The 16,593-nt window shown below is 64.0% G+C and carries 16 protein-coding genes; 7 read left to right on the top strand and 9 right to left on the bottom strand.

What is annotated here, in order from left to right; all coding sequences use genetic code 11:
* Positions 1-9 precede the first annotated feature (9 nt).
* The 4 genes from M2361_RS04730 (at position 10) to M2361_RS04745 (ending at position 4,831) form a co-directional block, all read left to right on the top strand.
* Positions 10-672, top strand: a complete 663-nt coding sequence (locus M2361_RS04730; protein WP_259246483.1) for a TRAP transporter small permease subunit — start codon at positions 10-12, stop codon at positions 670-672.
* Positions 673-674: 2 nt separating this feature from the next.
* On the top strand, positions 675-2,336 hold the full coding sequence (locus M2361_RS04735) for a TRAP transporter large permease subunit (protein WP_259246485.1): 1,662 nt from the start codon (positions 675-677) through the stop codon (positions 2,334-2,336).
* Positions 2,337-2,509: 173 nt separating this feature from the next.
* Entirely contained in the window at positions 2,510-3,520 is a 1,011-nt protein-coding gene (locus tag M2361_RS04740) for a tripartite tricarboxylate transporter substrate binding protein (protein ID WP_259246488.1), read from the top strand.
* A 9-nt stretch (positions 3,521-3,529) separates the two neighbouring features.
* Entirely contained in the window at positions 3,530-4,831 is a 1,302-nt protein-coding gene (locus M2361_RS04745) for an acyl-CoA thioester hydrolase/BAAT C-terminal domain-containing protein (RefSeq protein ID WP_259246490.1), read from the top strand.
* On the opposite strand, the gene M2361_RS04750 is transcribed toward M2361_RS04745, so the two are convergent.
* Both M2361_RS04750 and M2361_RS04755 read right to left on the bottom strand, forming a co-directional pair.
* Entirely contained in the window at positions 4,818-6,119 is a 1,302-nt protein-coding gene (locus M2361_RS04750) for a UDP-N-acetylglucosamine 1-carboxyvinyltransferase (protein ID WP_259246491.1), read from the bottom strand. The genes M2361_RS04745 and M2361_RS04750 overlap by 14 nt on opposite strands.
* Positions 6,120-6,291: 172 nt before the next feature.
* Positions 6,292-7,437 carry an MFS transporter gene (locus M2361_RS04755; RefSeq protein ID WP_259249240.1) on the bottom strand — a complete coding sequence of 382 codons (1,146 nt, stop codon included), beginning with the start codon at positions 7,435-7,437 and terminating at the stop codon, positions 6,292-6,294.
* A gap of 258 nt (positions 7,438-7,695) precedes the next feature.
* Between M2361_RS04755 and M2361_RS04760 the strand changes: the two genes are divergently transcribed.
* A complete protein-coding gene (locus M2361_RS04760; protein WP_259246493.1) occupies positions 7,696-8,316 on the top strand; it encodes a TetR/AcrR family transcriptional regulator in 621 nt (206 codons plus the stop codon).
* 16 nt (positions 8,317-8,332) lie between these two features.
* Here M2361_RS04760 and M2361_RS04765 read toward each other — a convergent pair whose 3' ends face one another.
* The 4 genes from M2361_RS04765 to M2361_RS04780 form a co-directional block, all read right to left on the bottom strand.
* Positions 8,333-10,453 (bottom strand): DUF4034 domain-containing protein, encoded by a 2,121-nt coding sequence (locus M2361_RS04765; RefSeq protein WP_259246494.1) that lies wholly within the window; start codon positions 10,451-10,453, stop codon positions 8,333-8,335.
* 97 nt (positions 10,454-10,550) lie between these two features.
* On the bottom strand, positions 10,551-11,021 hold the full coding sequence (locus tag M2361_RS04770; protein ID WP_259246495.1) for a hypothetical protein: 471 nt from the start codon (positions 11,019-11,021) through the stop codon (positions 10,551-10,553).
* Between the two features lie 63 nt (positions 11,022-11,084).
* On the bottom strand, positions 11,085-11,567 hold the full coding sequence (locus M2361_RS04775; protein WP_259246496.1) for a nucleoside deaminase: 483 nt from the start codon (positions 11,565-11,567) through the stop codon (positions 11,085-11,087).
* 76 nt (positions 11,568-11,643) lie between these two features.
* Positions 11,644-12,270 (bottom strand): hypothetical protein, encoded by a 627-nt coding sequence (locus M2361_RS04780; RefSeq protein WP_259246497.1) that lies wholly within the window; start codon positions 12,268-12,270, stop codon positions 11,644-11,646.
* Between the two features lie 227 nt (positions 12,271-12,497).
* Between M2361_RS04780 and M2361_RS04785 the strand changes: the two genes are divergently transcribed.
* Positions 12,498-13,139, top strand: coding sequence for a glutathione S-transferase family protein (locus M2361_RS04785; protein WP_259246500.1), 642 nt, complete (start codon positions 12,498-12,500; stop codon positions 13,137-13,139).
* A gap of 90 nt (positions 13,140-13,229) precedes the next feature.
* Here the strand turns inward: M2361_RS04785 and M2361_RS04790 are convergent, their stop codons facing one another.
* Entirely contained in the window at positions 13,230-13,820 is a 591-nt protein-coding gene (locus M2361_RS04790; RefSeq protein WP_100856158.1) for a YSC84-related protein, read from the bottom strand.
* 175 nt (positions 13,821-13,995) lie between these two features.
* Here M2361_RS04790 and M2361_RS04795 point away from each other — a divergent pair, with 175 nt between their 5' ends.
* Positions 13,996-14,265 carry a hypothetical protein gene (locus tag M2361_RS04795; RefSeq protein ID WP_259246502.1) on the top strand — a complete coding sequence of 90 codons (270 nt, stop codon included), beginning with the start codon at positions 13,996-13,998 and terminating at the stop codon, positions 14,263-14,265.
* Here the strand turns inward: M2361_RS04795 and M2361_RS04800 are convergent.
* Positions 14,262-15,248 carry a tripartite tricarboxylate transporter substrate binding protein gene (locus M2361_RS04800; RefSeq protein WP_259246504.1) on the bottom strand — a complete coding sequence of 329 codons (987 nt, stop codon included), beginning with the start codon at positions 15,246-15,248 and terminating at the stop codon, positions 14,262-14,264. The genes M2361_RS04795 and M2361_RS04800 overlap by 4 nt on opposite strands.
* Before the next feature lie 57 nt (positions 15,249-15,305).
* Positions 15,306-16,535: a CaiB/BaiF CoA-transferase family protein gene (locus M2361_RS04805; protein ID WP_259246506.1), complete on the bottom strand. Its 1,230-nt coding sequence runs from the start codon at positions 16,533-16,535 to the stop codon at positions 15,306-15,308.
* Positions 16,536-16,593 lie beyond the last annotated feature (58 nt).

Genomic DNA, 16,593 nt, shown 5'->3' on the forward strand with positions numbered 1-16,593 from the left:
ATATCCAACATGAATGCCCTATTAGCCCTATCCCGTTTGATCGATGCGATCAACACGGTGGTCGGCCGGTGCGTGACGTGGCTGACGCTGGTCGTCGTCGTGGTCAGCGCCGGCAACGCCATTGTGCGCAAGGTCTTCCAGGTCAGCTCCAACGGCTGGCTGGAATTGCAGTGGTACCTGTTCGGCGCCATCTTCCTTTTGGCCGCCGGCTACACGCTGCTGCGCAACGAACACGTGCGCGTGGACGTGCTGTCGTCCCGCCTGCCGCGTCGCAAGCAGATCTACATCGACATCTTCGGCGTCATCTTCTTCCTGATGCCCGCTTGCCTGCTCATCACCTACCTGTCGTGGCCGGTGTTCATGGATTCGTACCTGACCAACGAGCAGTCGTCCAATACCGGCGGCCTGGTGCGCTGGCCCGTGAAGCTGCTGATTCCGGTGGGCTTCGCCTTGCTGGTGCTGGCCGGCTTGTCGCACCTGATCAAGTGCGTGGGTTTCCTGATGGGCAAGTGCCCCGATCCCGGCGAGCGACCCAGCGAAATTTCCGCTGAAGAAGCGCTGGCGCTGGAAATCGCCGAAGAGGCGCGCCTGCGCGAAGAACGCGCCCTGGCGGCGCAAGGCGGGAGCAAGCCAGACGGCGCTCGCGACCAGAACGGACAGGACGGACGCTGACCATGGAATTCTTGACTGCAAACATGGCCCCCATCATGTTCGCCACGCTGGTGGTGTTCCTGTTGATGGGCTTTCCCGTGGCTTTCGCCCTGGCGGCCAACGGCATACTCTTCGCACTGGTCGGCATTGAACTGGGCCTCTTGAACGTGGCGCTGTTCCAGGCGCTGCCGCAACGCATCTTCGGCATCATCGCCAACGACACCTTGCTGGCGGTGCCATTCTTTACCCTCATGGGGCTGGTGCTGGAAAGATCAGGCATGGCCGAGGACCTGCTGGAAACCATCGGCCAGTTGTTCGGCACCGTGCGCGGCGGCCTGGCGATTGCCGTGGTCTTCGTGGGCGCCATGCTGGCGGCCACCACGGGCGTGGTGTCGGCATCGGTGATCTCGATGGGCCTGATTTCCTTGCCCATCATGCTGCGCTACGGCTACGACCGCAGGCTGGCCAGCGGCATCATCGCCGCGTCCGGCACGCTGTCGCAGATCATCCCGCCGTCGCTCGTGCTGATCATCCTGGCCGACCAGTTGGGCCGTTCCATCGGCGACATGTACCGTGGCGCCATCGTGCCCGGCTTCCTGTTGGCGGGCACGTATGTGGTGTTCGTCGTCATCATGTCGTACCTGAAGCCCAACTCGGCGCCCGCGCTGCCCGAAGAGGCGCGTTCGTTCCGTGAAGCCAACGGCACGCGCGGCGGGCGTTCGCTGCTGGTGCTGATGGTGATCTCGGCGCTGTCCGCGTACTTCGTCGGCCAGTACATCGAAGCCGATACGGCGCCGGTGGACGAGCAGATCGTGCTGTCGCTGCTGATCTGGGGCCTCACCGCCTTCATCATTGCCGGCACCAACAAGATCTTCAAGATGGGCATGCTGTCGGCCCTGGCCGAGCGCGTCACCTTCGTGATGATCCCGCCGCTGTTCCTGATCTTCCTGGTGCTGGGCACGATCTTCATCGGCGTGGCTACGCCCACCGAAGGCGGCGCCATGGGTGCCGTGGGCGCCATCCTCATGGCCATGATCCGGGGCCGGCTGACGTTGAAGCTGATGAAGCAGGCCATGGACACCACCACCAAGCTGTCCACCTTCGTGGTGTTCATCCTGGTGGGCTCGACGGTGTTCGGCTTGACCTTCCGTGGCGTCAACGGCGACCTGTGGGTGGAACACCTGCTGGTCAGCCTGCCCGGCGGCGAAATGGGCTTCCTGATCGCCGTCAGCGTGCTGACCTTCGTGCTGGCCTTCTTCCTGGACTTCTTTGAACTGGCGTTCATCATCGTGCCGCTGCTGGGCCCGGTGGCCGACAAGCTGGGCATCGACCTGATCTGGTTCGGCGTGCTGCTGGCGGTGAACATGCAGACCTCGTTCATGCATCCGCCATTCGGCTTTGCGCTGTTCTACTTAAGATCGGTCGCGCCCAAGGACAGGTACAAGGACAAGGTCACGGGCAAGATGATCGAACCCGTCACCACGGGCCAGATCTACCGCGGCTCCATCCCGTTCATCGTCATCCAGTTGGCCATGGTGGCGGCGGTGTTGGCGTTCCCGGGCCTGGTGATGCACTACAAGAGCGACGAAGCCCAGGTCGACGCCACCAAGGTGAAGATCGAGGTGGATACGTCCTACGGCACTAGCACTTATGGCGGTGACGACCCGGGGGCGGATTTCAAGTAGCGCGCCCTGTAGGGACCGCAGGAAAGCAATGCCGGCAGCGATGCCGGCATTTTTTTTGTTGCGTGCTTTCGGGATTTCCCTAAATGGTGGCGACAAGCGATCGAATACAGAATACCGACACTTGACCGCTGCCGTTCGGCGCGCGGCCTGTGCGCCTTGCCGGAGAACCCCCCATGAGATTGTCCCGCCGCCATGCCCTGGGCGCGCTTGCCGCGCTGCCCGCTTCCTTGCTCTCCTTGACCTCACTGACCGCGCGCACCGCCTGGGCGCAGAACACGTTTCCGACGCGGCCCGTGCGCCTGCTGGTGGGCTTTGCCCCGGGCGGCCTGACCGACATCGCCGCCCGCGCCTTGGCCGAACGCATGGGCAAGACGCTCAAGTACAACGTCGTCGTGGAAAACCGGCCGGGCGGGCAGGCCATCATCGCCACCGTGGCGGTGGCGCGCGCCGAACCAGACGGCTACACGCTGGGCTTTGCCGGCACCAACGGCATGATTCTGAATCCCTTGCTGTACAACAACCTGCCTTACCAACCGTCTGATTTCAAGCAACTGGGTTCCATGGGCAAATCGCCCATGCTGCTGATCGTGAATCCCGAGCTGGGCGTGAAGAACGTGCAGGAATTCATTGCGCTGGCCAAGAAAAAACCCGGCGACATCACCTGCGCCCATGCGGGGCGTGGCGTCATCAACCACCTGGCGCTGCTGCATTTCCAGTCCAAGACCGGCACGCAATTCCAGGACGTGCCCTACAAGGGCAGCGGCCCCGCGCTGCTGGATCTGATGGCCGGCACCGTGCAAAGCAGCTTCGACTTTCCCACATCGGCCTTGCCCAACATCAAGTCGGGCAAGCTGCTGGCGCTGGCCGTCACCGCCGACAAGCGCCTGACCAGCCTGCCGGACGTGCCCACCATGAAAGAGGCCGGCGTCGACGACTTTGAGCTGTACACGCGCATGATGATTTCGGGCCCGGCCGCCATGCCGGCGAACGTGGTGTCGGTGCTTGAGAACGCCGTGCGCGAAGGCACACGCGACCCCGGCCTGATCCAGCAATTCGCCGAGCAGGGCGTGGCCGTGGAATTCACCTCGTCGGCCGACCTGGACAAGGTCATCGCCGACGAATCCGCCATGTGGGCCCAGGTCATCAAGGCCAACGGCGTGCCCAAGACCGACCTGAAAGCCTAAGGACACCCCGTGACCGACCAAGCTCACATTAGCGTCACCCCGGAATTTGCCCTGATCGATGTCGCCCGCGACATCCGCATCGACGGCTTTCCGGCCTACGCCTTCATCACCGTCACCGCCAGCATGCAGATGTGCGGCGCGCCGTGGCGCTCGCAAGCCGTGTTCGTGGCTGGCCATGACGGCAGCCTTGACCTGGGCCGCGACAGCCCCGTTTCGGGCAGCTACGCCGAGCCCGCGGCCATGGGCATCGTCTGGTCCATGGTGTGCGAAGACATGAGCCGCGTGGTGTTTCCGCCCGATCGCACCGAACCGCTGGTTATTCAAATCGAGGCCACGGACGGCGTGCGCAGCGTGTCGGCGCGGCTGGTGCAGGAATTTTTGGAAGAGGGCGTCACGCACCGCGCGGTGCGCGAGCAGGTCGGCGGCATGACCGTGTCCGGCGAACTCTATACGCCCGCTGGACCCGGCCCGCATCCGCTGGTGATCTACATGAACGGCTCGTCAGGCGGGGTCAACGCACCCCGCGCCGCGCTGTTCGCCGCACGCGGCTTCCAGTGCCTGGCGCTTGCCATCTTTAACTACGATGGCCGGCCCAAGTACCTGAACGACATGCCGCTGGAATACTTCGAACACGCACTGCGGTGGGCGCACGCCGAGCTGGCGCCGCGCGATGGCTTCGTGGCCTTGTCGGGCATCAGCCGGGGCGGCGAGACCTCCTTGCTGGTGGCCTCGCAGTATCCCGAACTGGTCAGCGCGGTGGCCGCCTATGTGCCGTCGCCCGTCATGCATGGCGTGGTCAGCGCGGGGTCACCCGGCACCGGCCGCGACGCCCAGGTATGGACCAAGAATGGCGAACCCTTGCCGCATCTGTGGCAAGACAACGCCAGCGCCGACTGGGAAGCGGCCTATGCGTCCGAGCCGCCGTATCGGCAAACCCACGCTTTCCTGAGCGCCACGCGCGATGCCGCGGCCGTTGAACGCGCGCGCATTCCGGTGGAAAACTATCCCGGCCCGATCATGCTGATCAGCGCGTCCGACGACGGCTTCTGGCCCAGCACGGCGTATTCCGAAATGGTGATGCGCCAGCGCCAGGCGCATGGCCTGCCCACGTTTCACCACGTGTGCATGGGGGCGGGGCACCACGTGCATTACCCCTATCTGCCCGCCACGCTGATCAGCAAGCCGCATGCGATGTCGGGCTTGCTGCTGGACGCGGGCGGCACGCCGGCCGCGAACGCGGCGGGCAACGAGGGGTCGTATCTGGCGGTGCTGGAATTCCTGAACCGCGCGGCGGCCCTTACTCCTCGCTAGTCCATTCGACCTGCACGCCCAGGCTGCGCAGGTTTTCCACAAACTGCGGATGCGCGCGGCGGATCGGCGTCGCGTTGCGGATTTCCGAGCGGCCCTTGATGCTGCTGGCCACCATGAACAGCGCGATCGCCACGCGGATGATGTAAGGGCTTTCCACCACGGCCGGCGTCAGCGGCATGCCGCCGAACGTCACCACGCGGTGCGGGTCCGACGAGAACACGTGCGCGCCGAACTTCGTCAGTTCGCCCGTCCAGCCCAGCGCGCCGTCATAGACCTTGTTCCAGAACATCGCATTGCCCTCGGCGCACACGCCCAGCGCAATGAAGATCGGCAGCAGGTCCACCGGAAAGTACGGCCACGGCGCGGCTTCCACCTTGGTCAGCACGTTGCTGGTGAAGGGCGTCTGCACCTTCAGCGGGCCCGAGCGCAACGCGCGCGACCAGCCGTCCTTGTGCTCGATCGTGACGCCGAACTTGGCGAAGGTGCGGTCGATCAGCGGGAAGTTGCCCGGCGTGCGGTTGCGCACCACCACATCGCCACCCGTGATCGCGCCCAGAGCGAGGAAGGTCGTGATCTCGTGGAAGTCTTCTTCAAAAGTGAATTCACCGCCGCCCAGCCGCGCACCGCCGCGCACCGTCAGGCGCGACGTGCCGATGCCATCAATGTCGGCGCCCATCATTGCCATGAAGCGGCAGAATTCCTGCACGTGCGGCTCGGACGCCGCATTGGTCAATGACGATTCCCCTTCGGCCGCCGCCGCGCACAGCACGAAGTTTTCGGTGGTGGTGACCGAGGCGTAATCCAGCCAGTGATGCGTGGCCTTCAACGTGCCGCTGCTGCGCACCAGCAAAGACCCGCTGGCGCGTTCCACTTCACCCCCGAACGAGCGGAAGATGTCCACGTGCGGATCAATCTCGCGCACGCCTAGCGTGCAACCCTTGACGTTGTCTTCAAGCCGCGCGATTCCAAAGCGCGCCAACAGCGGCGGCACCAGCATGATCGACGAGCGCATCTCTTCCGGCAGCCGGTGCTGCGTGGCGTCGAACGTGGTGTTGCGGTGATGCAGGTTCAGCGTGCGCGTGGATTCATCCAGCTTCACCTCGCTGCCCAGCGTGCGGAAGATGTCGAGAATCTTCCGCACATCGGTAATGTCCGGCACGCCATGCAGCGTCAAGGGCTGGTCGGTCAAGAGCGTGGCGCACAGAATGGGCAGCACGGCGTTCTTGTTGGCCGAAGGAATGATGCGGCCGCGCAGGGGCGTGCCACCGTGGACGATGAGGCTGGACATGGGGAAGGCGGACGGGTTGCGTACGGGTAGCAGGAAGTGGCCGGAATTGTACTTGTGTCGCCTGACGGGGACGGGCAGCCCGGTGATGAAACGTATCAAACTGCAAGTGACGTGACCACCCAGGATTCTCCGGCCGCGCGCCTTGCCTCTCCCGCGCCCTCGCTGCGCGAGGTCAATGCCCCACGGCAGCCATGCCCGAGGTCCGTAATCCGGGCCGGAACGCATGCGCGCGCGCCGACCACGCCATCGCGAACGCCAGGGCGATCAGCACAAGCAGCGCCCACGGAAACGCCCCTACGCCCCAGGCCTCAAGCAGCATGCCGCCCGCCACGCCGGCGCCGGCGATCGCGCCATTCCACGCCACCACGTTCATCGACAGCGCGACGTCTGCGCCGCTACCGGCCGCATCGGCCAACGCCGTTTGCAACAAGGTGGCGGCCCCGCCGAAGCTGATGCCCCAGACCGCCACGCCCAGGTAGATCACGGCGGGGTTGGCAGGCGCCAGGGCAAAGACCAGTGCCGTGGCGGCAAATGCGGCCAGGCTGGTCAGCACCGTCAGGCGCAAATGGTGATCGACCAATTTGCCCGTGATCCAGATGCCGGCAAGCGCTGCCATGCCAAAGACCAGCAGCACCAGGTCCACCCGTTCAGACAAGCCGACGGGGGCCACAAAGGGGGCAATGTAGGTGTACAGAATGTTGTGCGCCAGCATCCACGCCACCACCACCGCCAGCACGGGCCGCACACCCGGTGTTGTGTAGACCCGGCGCAGCGGCATGCGTTCATGGGCAGACTGCCCCGGGTAGTCAGGCACCTTGGCCAGTACCCAGACAACCAGCGCCAGCGTCATCGCCGACATGATCCAGAACGCCATGCGCCATCCCACCGTGGCCCCCAGCAACGTGCCCAGCGGCACGCCGAGAGACAGCGCGATTGGCGTGCCCACCATCGCCAACGCCATCGCCCGCCCTTGTTGCCAGGGGGCGACCATGCGCCGCGCGTAGCCTGCCAGCAGGCTCCAGGCCAGCCCCGCCGCCATGCCCGCGAAGAAGCGCGCCACCAAGGTCAGCCCGTAGTTCGTCGATAGCGCCGTGGCGGAATTAAAGAGAAGAAAGCCGATGATCGTCATCAGCAACACGTTGCGGCGGCGCCAGCCACGGGTGGCGATCGTCAGCGGAATGGCCGCCAGCAAGGAACCCAGCGCATAAGCCGTCACCATCTGCCCGGCCAAGGCCTGGCTGACATCCAGGCCGGCGCTGATCTGCGGCAACAGCCCGGCGGGCAGGGTTTCGGTAACGATGCAAAGAAAGCCGGTCATGGCCAGCGCCAGCAGCGCGGAGACAGGCAGGCGGTCAGACGCGGGCTGCCCGGTTGAAGTTGTTGAGTGATTCACGCAAAAGTCCTTTGGTAGAGGTAGCCGGATCGATATACGCGGCGGGCCATGCGCGGTGGATGAGCGCAAAGATTGGCCGCTTTATATACCGATCAGTACAAATGTAAGGCGGACGCTTTCGCGTTGTCAACGACTTTTGTATCGATTAGTATTGATGTCGCGTTCGAAAATAGGGAGACCGTAATGGCGCAAATGGGCAGGCCGCGCGCGTTTGACCGCGAGCAGGCGATCGACCAGGCGTTGCATCTGTTTTGGGAGCAGGGCTATGAAGCGACGTCGCTCAGCCAGTTGAAGGCCGGCATCGGCGGGGGTATTTCAGCGCCCAGTTTTTATGCGGCGTTCGGGTCGAAAGAGGCGCTGTATGCGGAAGCCGTTCAACGCTATCTGGACACCTATGCCCGCGTGAACGATAGCCTGTGGGACGACAATATTCCCCCCAAAACCGCCATCGAACTGGCGCTGCGCCGGTCGGCGAAGATGCAGTGCGAGCGCACTCACCCTAAAGGCTGCATGGTGGCGCTGGGCGTCATGAGCGCGCCCACCCCTGAACATGCCGCCGTCGCCAAGCCCTTGGCGGCATCGCGCCAGCGCACGCATTCGGGCTTTATCCGCTGCGTGGAACGCGGCATTGCCAGCGGCGAGCTTGCGGCGACGACGGACGCCAAAGTGCTGGGTACCTTGTTCAACAGCTTTCTGTTGGGCGTGTCGCTCGCGGCCCGGGACGGCGTGCGGTACCCCGTGTTCGACGCCGCGATTACGCAACTGATGCTGCAATGGGACGCGGCGTGCGCGCCGGCAAGCTAAGCGAACAAACCAAGGCTCAGGCGTCCGCTTCGCCCCGCCCAAACGTCAGCTCGCGACCCCGCGCGTCCACGTTTGTGCGGGCCTGTTCCATGCGCCGCCGCAAGCGCCAGCCGCCAAACCAGCCACTGTCATCATTGATTTCGCCGCTTAAGCGCTGCAAGTATTCGTTGTCGGGCGACAGCGTGCAGGCGCGCGCAATCCACACCTTGGCCAGATAGGCATTGGGCTCGCAGCCGCGTCCTTCCAGGAATGCGATGGCGTAGCTGCGCGCGGCGGTTTCGCGGTCGCCCTCGTCGCTTTGGTCCCACAGCCAGGGCAGCACGCGGTCCAGGGCGGTGCGCTGGTCTTCATCCGACCCGCTGTGCATCAGCATCAACCAGCTCAGGTTGCGGGCGGCCATCGCTTCCATGCGGGAACCGCGATCGGCCACCTTCCAGTTGTTTTCCAGCCAGAGCCGGTACGTCTGGTATTCGCCCGTTGGAATGTCGCGGCCTTCGTCGATGGCGGCATAGGCCAGGTTGTTGCGGGCCACCAGATGACCGGCTTCGGCGGCGCGCGTGAGCCAGTCGCGCGCGGCGGTCTTGTCGATGTCGGCGTAGTCGGCGTCGATCTTGCCCGCATACAGTTCGCTTAGCGACATCAGCGCATCCGAGCGCCCACGCGCGGCGCCTTCCTGCCACAGGAACAACGCGGCGTCGGGCGATACGTCGCCCCACAGGTTGCGGCCCAACTGCGGCAGGTTGAACTCGCGGGCTTCGCGGTCCAACGCAAAGCCGCGTTCCAGCAGCGCCTGGGTATCAAGCTCGCCGACCTGCAAGCCAAACAGGCCGAACTGGCTGCCCACTGCCGCCAGCAGCACGGCTTCCACATCATCCCCCCAGCGCGCGCCGCGCAGCAGAATCTGGCGGAACAAGCCCTGCGTGTCGGGCATGCCCTTGAACCACAGGCACGCCTGCAAGGTGAACAGCGTGCCGGGGTAGGCCTCGTCCGTCAGGTCGACATCGGCGGGGGCCGTCGCGCAGACTTGCGTCAGCAGATCGTAGGCGTGTTGCAGCAGCGCGGCATCCCAATGCACCTCGCCGTCTTCATCGACGTGGCGGGCGCGCGTGGTTTCGAAGTTGGCGTAGTGACACAGGGCCACGGCGCGCTGCCCGGCGGAAAGCTGCAAGGTCAGCCATTGTTCGAACGCCTGGAGGAACACGTCGATCTGCTCGTCGTCATCCGGTTCCGGATGAAAGGCGGTGTAGCCCAGGTAATCGAATTCCTTATGGAACCGCAGTTCATCGCGCTCGGCCTCGGTCAGGCCGGCGCATACGGGGCCGTTGATGAACGCGTCCATCGCGGCGTGGCTGCCGCCCCAACGCGGATACAGGAAGTACAGGTACGCGCTTAGCGCGCCCACATCATTCGGACGCAGGGCAAGCGCGGTGCGCAGCCAATAGGTCTTGGGATCGTCGTCATCGCCAGCCTGACGCGCGGGCAGGCCGGGTGGCAACGAGGCGGGCAGCTCGGCCAGGCCCATGCCGCTGTGTTCGGCCAGCAGGCTCAGGCCTTGTTCCCAAATCTCGGCGGGCCAGTGCGCCTGTAGCGCGTCGTGCGAGGCCGGGGGGGCAAGTGGGAGCGAGGTTTGGGGTGTGGCCGGTGCGGCGGTGGCCAAGCCCGCCAGCCATTCAGGTTCGCCCAGGTACGCGCAGACGCGCATGGTCCGCTGCACGGCCACCGCCGGCCGCTCGTGCAAGGCCATGGCTTGCAGGAACGCGGCCACGGCATGGTCGCGAGCCATCATCGCGCCTACCCATTGCTCATCGTCCACGTAGTCAGCGGTGGTGCTGCTGCGGATGTTGCTGGCTATGGTCTCCCACTGGTTGCCGTAGGCAAGATGCGCGTGATACGACGCAGGCCGCGCGTCGCGCCAGGCGCGCAGGCGGGCAAGGTTGTCGGCGGCAGACAGTTGCGGATCGCGGATTTCATCCAACAACCACCGGTACCCGAAGGACTCTCCCTTGCTGTCCAGCCACCGCAAGGCGGCGGGTTCCAGGATGGCGTCCAGTGCATCAAACTGGCCGCTTTGCAGCAGTTGCCGAATTTCCGCGCGACGCGCGAGATGGGTGTCGATGGTGTTGGGGGATGAGGTCATGCGCTACGCAGGTGGGTTCAAGGAAAGGCGAACCCATGCCGGCTGCGCATGGCGCATGCGGGGGGCCGCAATCTTCTAACAACGGCAGATTCGGGGATTAGTTAAGGACGGGGTCTTTGGTGGCCGGATTCTTGCGCACCAGCACCGTGCCCAGAATTGTCAGCGCCAGCCCGCCGCCGACATAGGGCAGGCCAAAAATAAGCGCCCAGAAGAAGAGGGCGGTGTTGGCATCGCGCGTATCCGCGGCGGAGGCGTTCTGCGTACCGATGTCCATCGTCAGCAGCGTGGCGGGAATAGTCAGCACCAAGGCCACGCCCAGCACGATGCAACCCCAGCCGATCAAGCGGCGCAGGTTGGGAATGCGCGCCAGCATGAGGCTGGCGATGACGGTGACGACAAGCCAGACGACCAGACCGACCACGATCATCGTGTTGGAATCCGCCAAGGCGGTGCTTTGCTCGCCCGGGCTCAAGGCCATGAAAATCGGCAGCAGCACGCCGTAGCTGACTCTGCCGATAATCAGTCCGAAGACGATGCTGACAATCCATTTAACGCTGTTCGAGGGCATGCCGGGAAGTCCTGTCGTGGTTTGGATAGCGATTCTGTGCCGGGATAAAACCCACGGTCGAAGCTACGCCCGGCGCCGCACGTTCTCTTGATGCACCAGCTTGATCTGCTCCGCGAACTCCGGCACGGGGCCATCAACCGTCACCCCATCAATAACGTCTTGAATCGCCAACGTTTTTACGCGAGACGGCGCCACGCCCCATTCCTTCATCCACTGCGCATACTGCTTCGAAGACGCCGCATACACAATGCGTCCCAGCCCCACCCAGCCATGCGCCGCCGAACACATCGCGCAGTGCTCACCCGAGGTATAGACAGTGCAAGACGCGCGCTCCGCCGCCGGTACGTGGTTGGCGGCCCAACGGGCAATTTCAAATTCAGGATGCTGGGTGTGATCGCCGCCCGAGACGTGGTTATGGTCTTCGAACAGCACCTCGCCATTGGCGGACACCAGCACGGAACCAAAGGGCTGATCGCCCAGCTCCAACGCGCGCTTGGCCAGCTCGATGCAGCGGGTCAGGTGTTTTTTGTCTAGGTCGTTGATCATGTGGGGTCTCCTTGTGGGGGTGCGGTGCCTGCGCAGATCTCAATGCAGCATCCTAACGTGTGGCCCACATCACCAATCAATAAAAAATATCCACGTAATCCGTCAAACGGTCGCAGCTTTCCATTTGCTGCAGGCGCCAGTACTTGCGCTTGCCGGTGGCCCGAAACTCGTAGTCGCCCGTGCGTTCGCAGCGGCGGCCTTTGTCGGGGGCGTCAAGAATCAGGATCGTGCCGCGAAAGGTGAAGCGGTCTTTGTCGATCGACACGATTTCACCGTTGATCTTCAACGTGCCTTCAAAATTGGCCTGCGTGCCATCGATGCGCACGACGTCGTTCACGTCCTTCGCATTCAGGTGGCCACGTTCGGCCGACCACAGCCACTGCACGCTGACGCCGCTGTTGTTCAACAGGCGTTCGTAGGCGGTCTGGCTCTTGATTTCGGTCTTGGTGACCGGCGCCAGTCCCGTTGAACCCGCTTGCGGGGTGGCCTGGCCTGCTTGCTGCGGGGCCGCCTGCTGCGGCGCGGCTTGCTGCGCAGCTCCATGGGCGCGGATGGTCTCAGCGTGCGCCGCCTGCATCGGCGAAGCCGCGGCCAACGCCAGCCCGAACGCCAGGGGAAGAATCCGGGAAAGCCGCGTGCGCGTGCTTTGGGTGCTGTGCAGTGCGGTGTTCAAGTCGCGATCAGGCGTGTTTTGCATGGTCATGAATGGTTGGCTAAGAACGTCCGCCACGGGCAAGGGCGGCCACGGGCGCTTAAATTAGCACGCGGATTGCATTTGGTAATTGCTGATTACCGGCGTTATGTATCTATCCGTAAAGGGCGGTGTCCGACTGAATACGCTTGGCTGTTCGGCGCGGTAAAGCGGCGTAGAGTGGCGAGGTCGCAGTGCGGGCGTACTCACGCCGGCCTACCTATCGATAAAGGAAGCTCATGCTGACCGTGCATCATCTTGGAAAATCGCAGTCCGAACGCATCGTGTGGCTGTGCGAGGAACTTGCCATCCCGTACAACCTGAAGGTCTATGACCGCGATCCGGTCACGCGGCTGGCGCCGCCTGAGTACAAGGCGCTGCACCCGCTGGGCACCGCGCCCATCATTACGGACGGCGACGTGGTGCTGGCCGAATCCACCGCCATCGTGGAATACCTGTTGACCCGCTACGGCGACGGCCGCCTGACGGTGCCGCCCACCAGCCCGGACTATGCCAACTACCTGTATTGGTTCCACTTCGCCAACGGCTCACTGCAACCCAGCCTGATGCGTTGCATGGTGCTGGCCCGCGCCGAGGTGCCCGCCGACAAACCCGCCGTGCAGTTCGCTGATGCGCGGCGCCAGCAAGCCTTGGCGCTGGTCGACAAACAGTTGGGCAAGACCGATTACCTGACCGGTAATGTCCTGACCGCCGCCGACATCATTGTTGTGTTTTCGCTGACCACGATGCGCCTGTTCTATCCCTACGACTTGTCGCCGTATCCGAACATCCTGACGTACCTACAGCGCATTGGCGCCCGCGATGCGTATCGCCACGCCATGAAAAAAGGCGACCCTGATATGGCGCCTATGTTGTCCTGACCACGGGCGGCAGCGCCGCGCCGAGGTCAGGATGTGGGGACCGGCCCATGCTGTGAAGCAGCGACCGGCCGGCCCCGAGGGGGCAGAGGATTACAGCGTTGTCGGCGAGATCTTGTTGCCGTCCACCGACACACCGGCCATCAAGCCGCCGTTGTTCAACACGAAGCCCACGATAGGCTGCTGGGCGGTGTTGGAATCAATGGTGCCATTGGCGCCCACATTGGCCACGGCCACGGAGGCGTCGGCGCCGATGGTCCAACCGCTGCTGGCGCGGAACTTGGCAAGGGCGTCATCCGTCATGAACAACAGCACCATGGCTTTGGATTGGGCGCCGGCTTGAAAGCCGATCGACCCACCACTGATGCTGTAGTAGCCCGTGTCTTGCCCTTTCACCCGCAGCACCCCGGTGCCGTGTTGCGCGCCTACGATGAAGCTGGCGCTAAGCACGTCCGGAAATACCAGCACGCCGCGCGCGCGTTCCACCAACTGCCTGGATTGCGGCGAGCCCTCGTACAGCTTGGTCAGCGTGGCGTTGGCGGCGGCGTTCAGCTCTTGCCGCTTTTCGGCCGACGTGGCCTTGTCGGCGGGGGTGGTTGTTGTGCAACCCGCGAACATCACACTCGCCACGCCCAGCGTCACCGCCACCGTGGTCCTACGCCATGTCGAAGAGATCTTATTCATATGCGCTTCCTTTTTGGTTGCAGGCGAATTTGCAGATTACTCTTGTTGATGGCGTTGGTGCGGGGTTCAAAAGCGGTATTTGGGAAAAATTTGGGCGCGGGAGCGAGTCTGACCGCTGACCTTGAAAGCCCCGGATAGCGCGTCGCGGCAGGCTATCGCGGTTTACCATCGCAATATGTTTCTGCTTATTCTCCTTTGGATCGTCCTGGCCCTGGTGGTGGGCGGCTTGGCCGCCGGCCGGGGCCGCAAGCGCATCGGCTGGACGATACTGGCCTGCCTGATCAGCCCGCCCTTGGCCGGCGCGTTTCTGTTTGCCATTGCCGACCGATCGGCCCATGCACGTGAACCGGTATTGCCGACCCATACGGAATGCCCGCACTGCGCCGGGCGGATTCTGCGCGACGCGCGGGTTTGCCGGCATTGCGGCGCTGCGGTATCGGCTTAGTCCAGCTTGATGTTGGCTTTTTGGGCCACGTCACGCCAACGCTGAAGATCGGCGCGTCGTTCCGCCGTGAACTGGGCGGGGGAATCCAGCACCGGCTCCACGCCACGCGCCACCAATGCTTGCCGCGCTTCAGGCGTGTTCAAGCTGTTGTGCAGGGCTTCGTACAAGCGCTTTGTCACGGCCGCGTTCAAGTTCGGGGGCGCCAGCACACCGAACCACGTGGTGGTCTGAAACCCTGGCACCCCAGCTTCTTGCACCGTCGGGATGTCCTTGGCCGTGCCGGCACGCACCGCGCTCGTGACCGCCAGCGCCCGCACCTGGCCGCTTTGTATGAACGGCAGTGATGAGGGCAGGGTGTCGAAATAGGCGTCCACGCGCCCGCCGATCAGGTCGGTCATGACTTGGCTGCTGCCCTTGTAGGGCACGTGCTGGAAGTTGGATACGCCGGACGATTGCACGAACAGTTCGGCCGTCATGTGGGTAATGTTGCCGATGCCGGCGGACCCGTACGGGACGGGTGTTCTGCTGGCCTTGGCATAGCTCAGGAATTCCTTGAGCGTCTTGACGGGTAGTTTGGGATTCACAACCAGCACCAGTGGCGTGTAGCCGATTTCGGTGATGGGCGTGAAATCGCGCTGCGGGTCGTAAGGCAGCTTGGGCGACAGGGCGGGGCTGATGGATTGAGACGCCGTGACGCCCAGCAGCAGCGTGTAGCCGTCCGCCGGTGCGCGGGCCACTTCGGCGGCGGCGATGGTGCCGTTGGCGCCTGCCTTGTTGTCGACCACCACGCTGGTGTTCAGCGCCTGGCCCAAGCGCTGCGCCACTTCGCGTGCCACGAAGTCCGCGCCGCCGCTTGGCGGAAAACCCACCACCAGACGGATGGGCTTTTCCGGGTAAGCGGCGGCGGCCGATCCCACGGCCGCACACATCAAGCCCGCCAACATGGCCTTGATCAGGCCCGACATCCTATTGATCCGTTGCATTTTCCGTCTCCTTGGTTATTGTCGGGCGCGTTGTGCTTTCTGTGCGCCCTGTTTTGTTCACGCCTGTCGACGCACCGGCGCCCAGGCAAAATCACCGGCGCGGATGGTGGACACCGCGCCGCTTTCCAACAAGGTCTTGCATTCTTCCGGCGACAAGCCTGCCGTTGAGAGCACGTCCAGCGTGTGCTCCCCCAGATCGGGCGGGGGCAGGGTCTGGACACCATCATTACTGCTGTCCAGTCGCGGAAATTCAGGCACGTCGAAGCTCAGGTCGCGGTAGCGGACGTCGCGCAGCTTGCCCGGCTGGCGCGCCTGCTCGGCATCCAGCACGCGCTCCAAGGGCAGCACTTCCGTGCAGCCCACGCCCGCGGCCTTCAATCGGGCCGCCAATTCATCGAAGCGAAGCGCGCCCACGGCGGTCTTGACGATGTCTTCCACCCGCTCGCGCGCCTTCTTCCTGTCTTTCAACGCAGCCAGCGACGCATCGTCGGCCTGCGGCAATGCCAATGCCTGGCAGAACTTCAACCAATGTGCGTCGGTAAGCATCAACAGGTACATCCAGCGTTCGTCCGACGTCTGGTACGCGCCATAGCCCGGCATGCTGAATTCGCCATGCGGCTCCCGTTCCGGGCGGCCCAGCAACTGCGTCTTCAGTTGCACCCCGCAAAGATCGCGCGACGCCACATGCAGGCCGGTTTCATACAAGCCGATTTCGACGTGGCCGCCTTCGCTTGCCGTCTTGGGTTGCAGCATGGCCGCCAGCATGCCGATGACGGCATAGGCGCCTGCAAACTGGTCGTGGTACGAGGGGCCCAGGCGGCTGGGGCGGCCGTTGACGCGGTTGGCTTCCATGACGCCGGTTGATGCTTCGGCAACGGGGTTCGAGGCCAAATCGTCTTCCTGCGGGCCGTGGGCGTAGCCACGGATATGGCAGTAGATCAATTGCGGGTTGACTGCCTGGCAGTCGGCGCGCGTCAGTTTCAGTTTGCGCGCGGCCTTGGGCGCCAGGTTATGGACCAGCGCATCGGCCGTCCGTAGGATTTTCAGGAAGGCGGCATGGCCGTCAGGATGGGCCAGGTCGATGCAGACGCTTTTCTTGCCATGGCTATAAGCGATGAATGTGCCGCTGGGCCCGCCGCGAACCAGGCTGCGCGTGGGGTCGCCGCGCGGCGGTTCCACCTTGATGACCTCGGCGCCCAGCTGCGCCAGGATGTGGGAAGCGAAGGGCGCGGCAAGCATGGTGCCCAGTTCAATGATTCTGCGGCCCGCGAGAGGGGGGGTAGGCATGGTGTCTCCGGCTGTTTTGATAAAAGAATGCATTCTATATGGGTAAAGTTTGAGCAAT

It is taken from the genome of Achromobacter sp. JUb104 (assembly GCF_024806975.1).
GTDB classification, from domain to species: Bacteria; Pseudomonadota; Gammaproteobacteria; order Burkholderiales; family Burkholderiaceae_B; genus Achromobacter; species Achromobacter spanius.

Bases quoted from the DNA above. Each gene is read 5' to 3' on its own strand.
- M2361_RS04775 (WP_259246496.1), bottom strand. From the start codon at position 11,567: ATGATCAACGACCTAGACAAAAAACACCTGACCCGCTGCATCGAGCTG.
- M2361_RS04760 (WP_259246493.1), top strand. From the start codon at position 7,696: ATGGCGCAAATGGGCAGGCCGCGCGCGTTTGACCGCGAGCAGGCGATC.
- M2361_RS04765 (WP_259246494.1), bottom strand. From the start codon at position 10,453: ATGACCTCATCCCCCAACACCATCGACACCCATCTCGCGCGTCGCGCG.
- M2361_RS04785 (WP_259246500.1), top strand. From the start codon at position 12,498: ATGCTGACCGTGCATCATCTTGGAAAATCGCAGTCCGAACGCATCGTG.
- M2361_RS04800 (WP_259246504.1), bottom strand. From the start codon at position 15,248: ATGCAACGGATCAATAGGATGTCGGGCCTGATCAAGGCCATGTTGGCG.
- M2361_RS04805 (WP_259246506.1), bottom strand. From the start codon at position 16,535: ATGCCTACCCCCCCTCTCGCGGGCCGCAGAATCATTGAACTGGGCACC.
- M2361_RS04730 (WP_259246483.1), top strand. From the start codon at position 10: ATGAATGCCCTATTAGCCCTATCCCGTTTGATCGATGCGATCAACACG.
- M2361_RS04795 (WP_259246502.1), top strand. From the start codon at position 13,996: ATGTTTCTGCTTATTCTCCTTTGGATCGTCCTGGCCCTGGTGGTGGGC.
- M2361_RS04770 (WP_259246495.1), bottom strand. From the start codon at position 11,021: ATGCCCTCGAACAGCGTTAAATGGATTGTCAGCATCGTCTTCGGACTG.
- M2361_RS04755 (WP_259249240.1), bottom strand. From the start codon at position 7,437: ATGACCGGCTTTCTTTGCATCGTTACCGAAACCCTGCCCGCCGGGCTG.
- M2361_RS04740 (WP_259246488.1), top strand. From the start codon at position 2,510: ATGAGATTGTCCCGCCGCCATGCCCTGGGCGCGCTTGCCGCGCTGCCC.
- M2361_RS04780 (WP_259246497.1), bottom strand. From the start codon at position 12,270: ATGACCATGCAAAACACGCCTGATCGCGACTTGAACACCGCACTGCAC.
- M2361_RS04735 (WP_259246485.1), top strand. From the start codon at position 675: ATGGAATTCTTGACTGCAAACATGGCCCCCATCATGTTCGCCACGCTG.
- M2361_RS04790 (WP_100856158.1), bottom strand. From the start codon at position 13,820: ATGAATAAGATCTCTTCGACATGGCGTAGGACCACGGTGGCGGTGACG.
- M2361_RS04750 (WP_259246491.1), bottom strand. From the start codon at position 6,119: ATGTCCAGCCTCATCGTCCACGGTGGCACGCCCCTGCGCGGCCGCATC.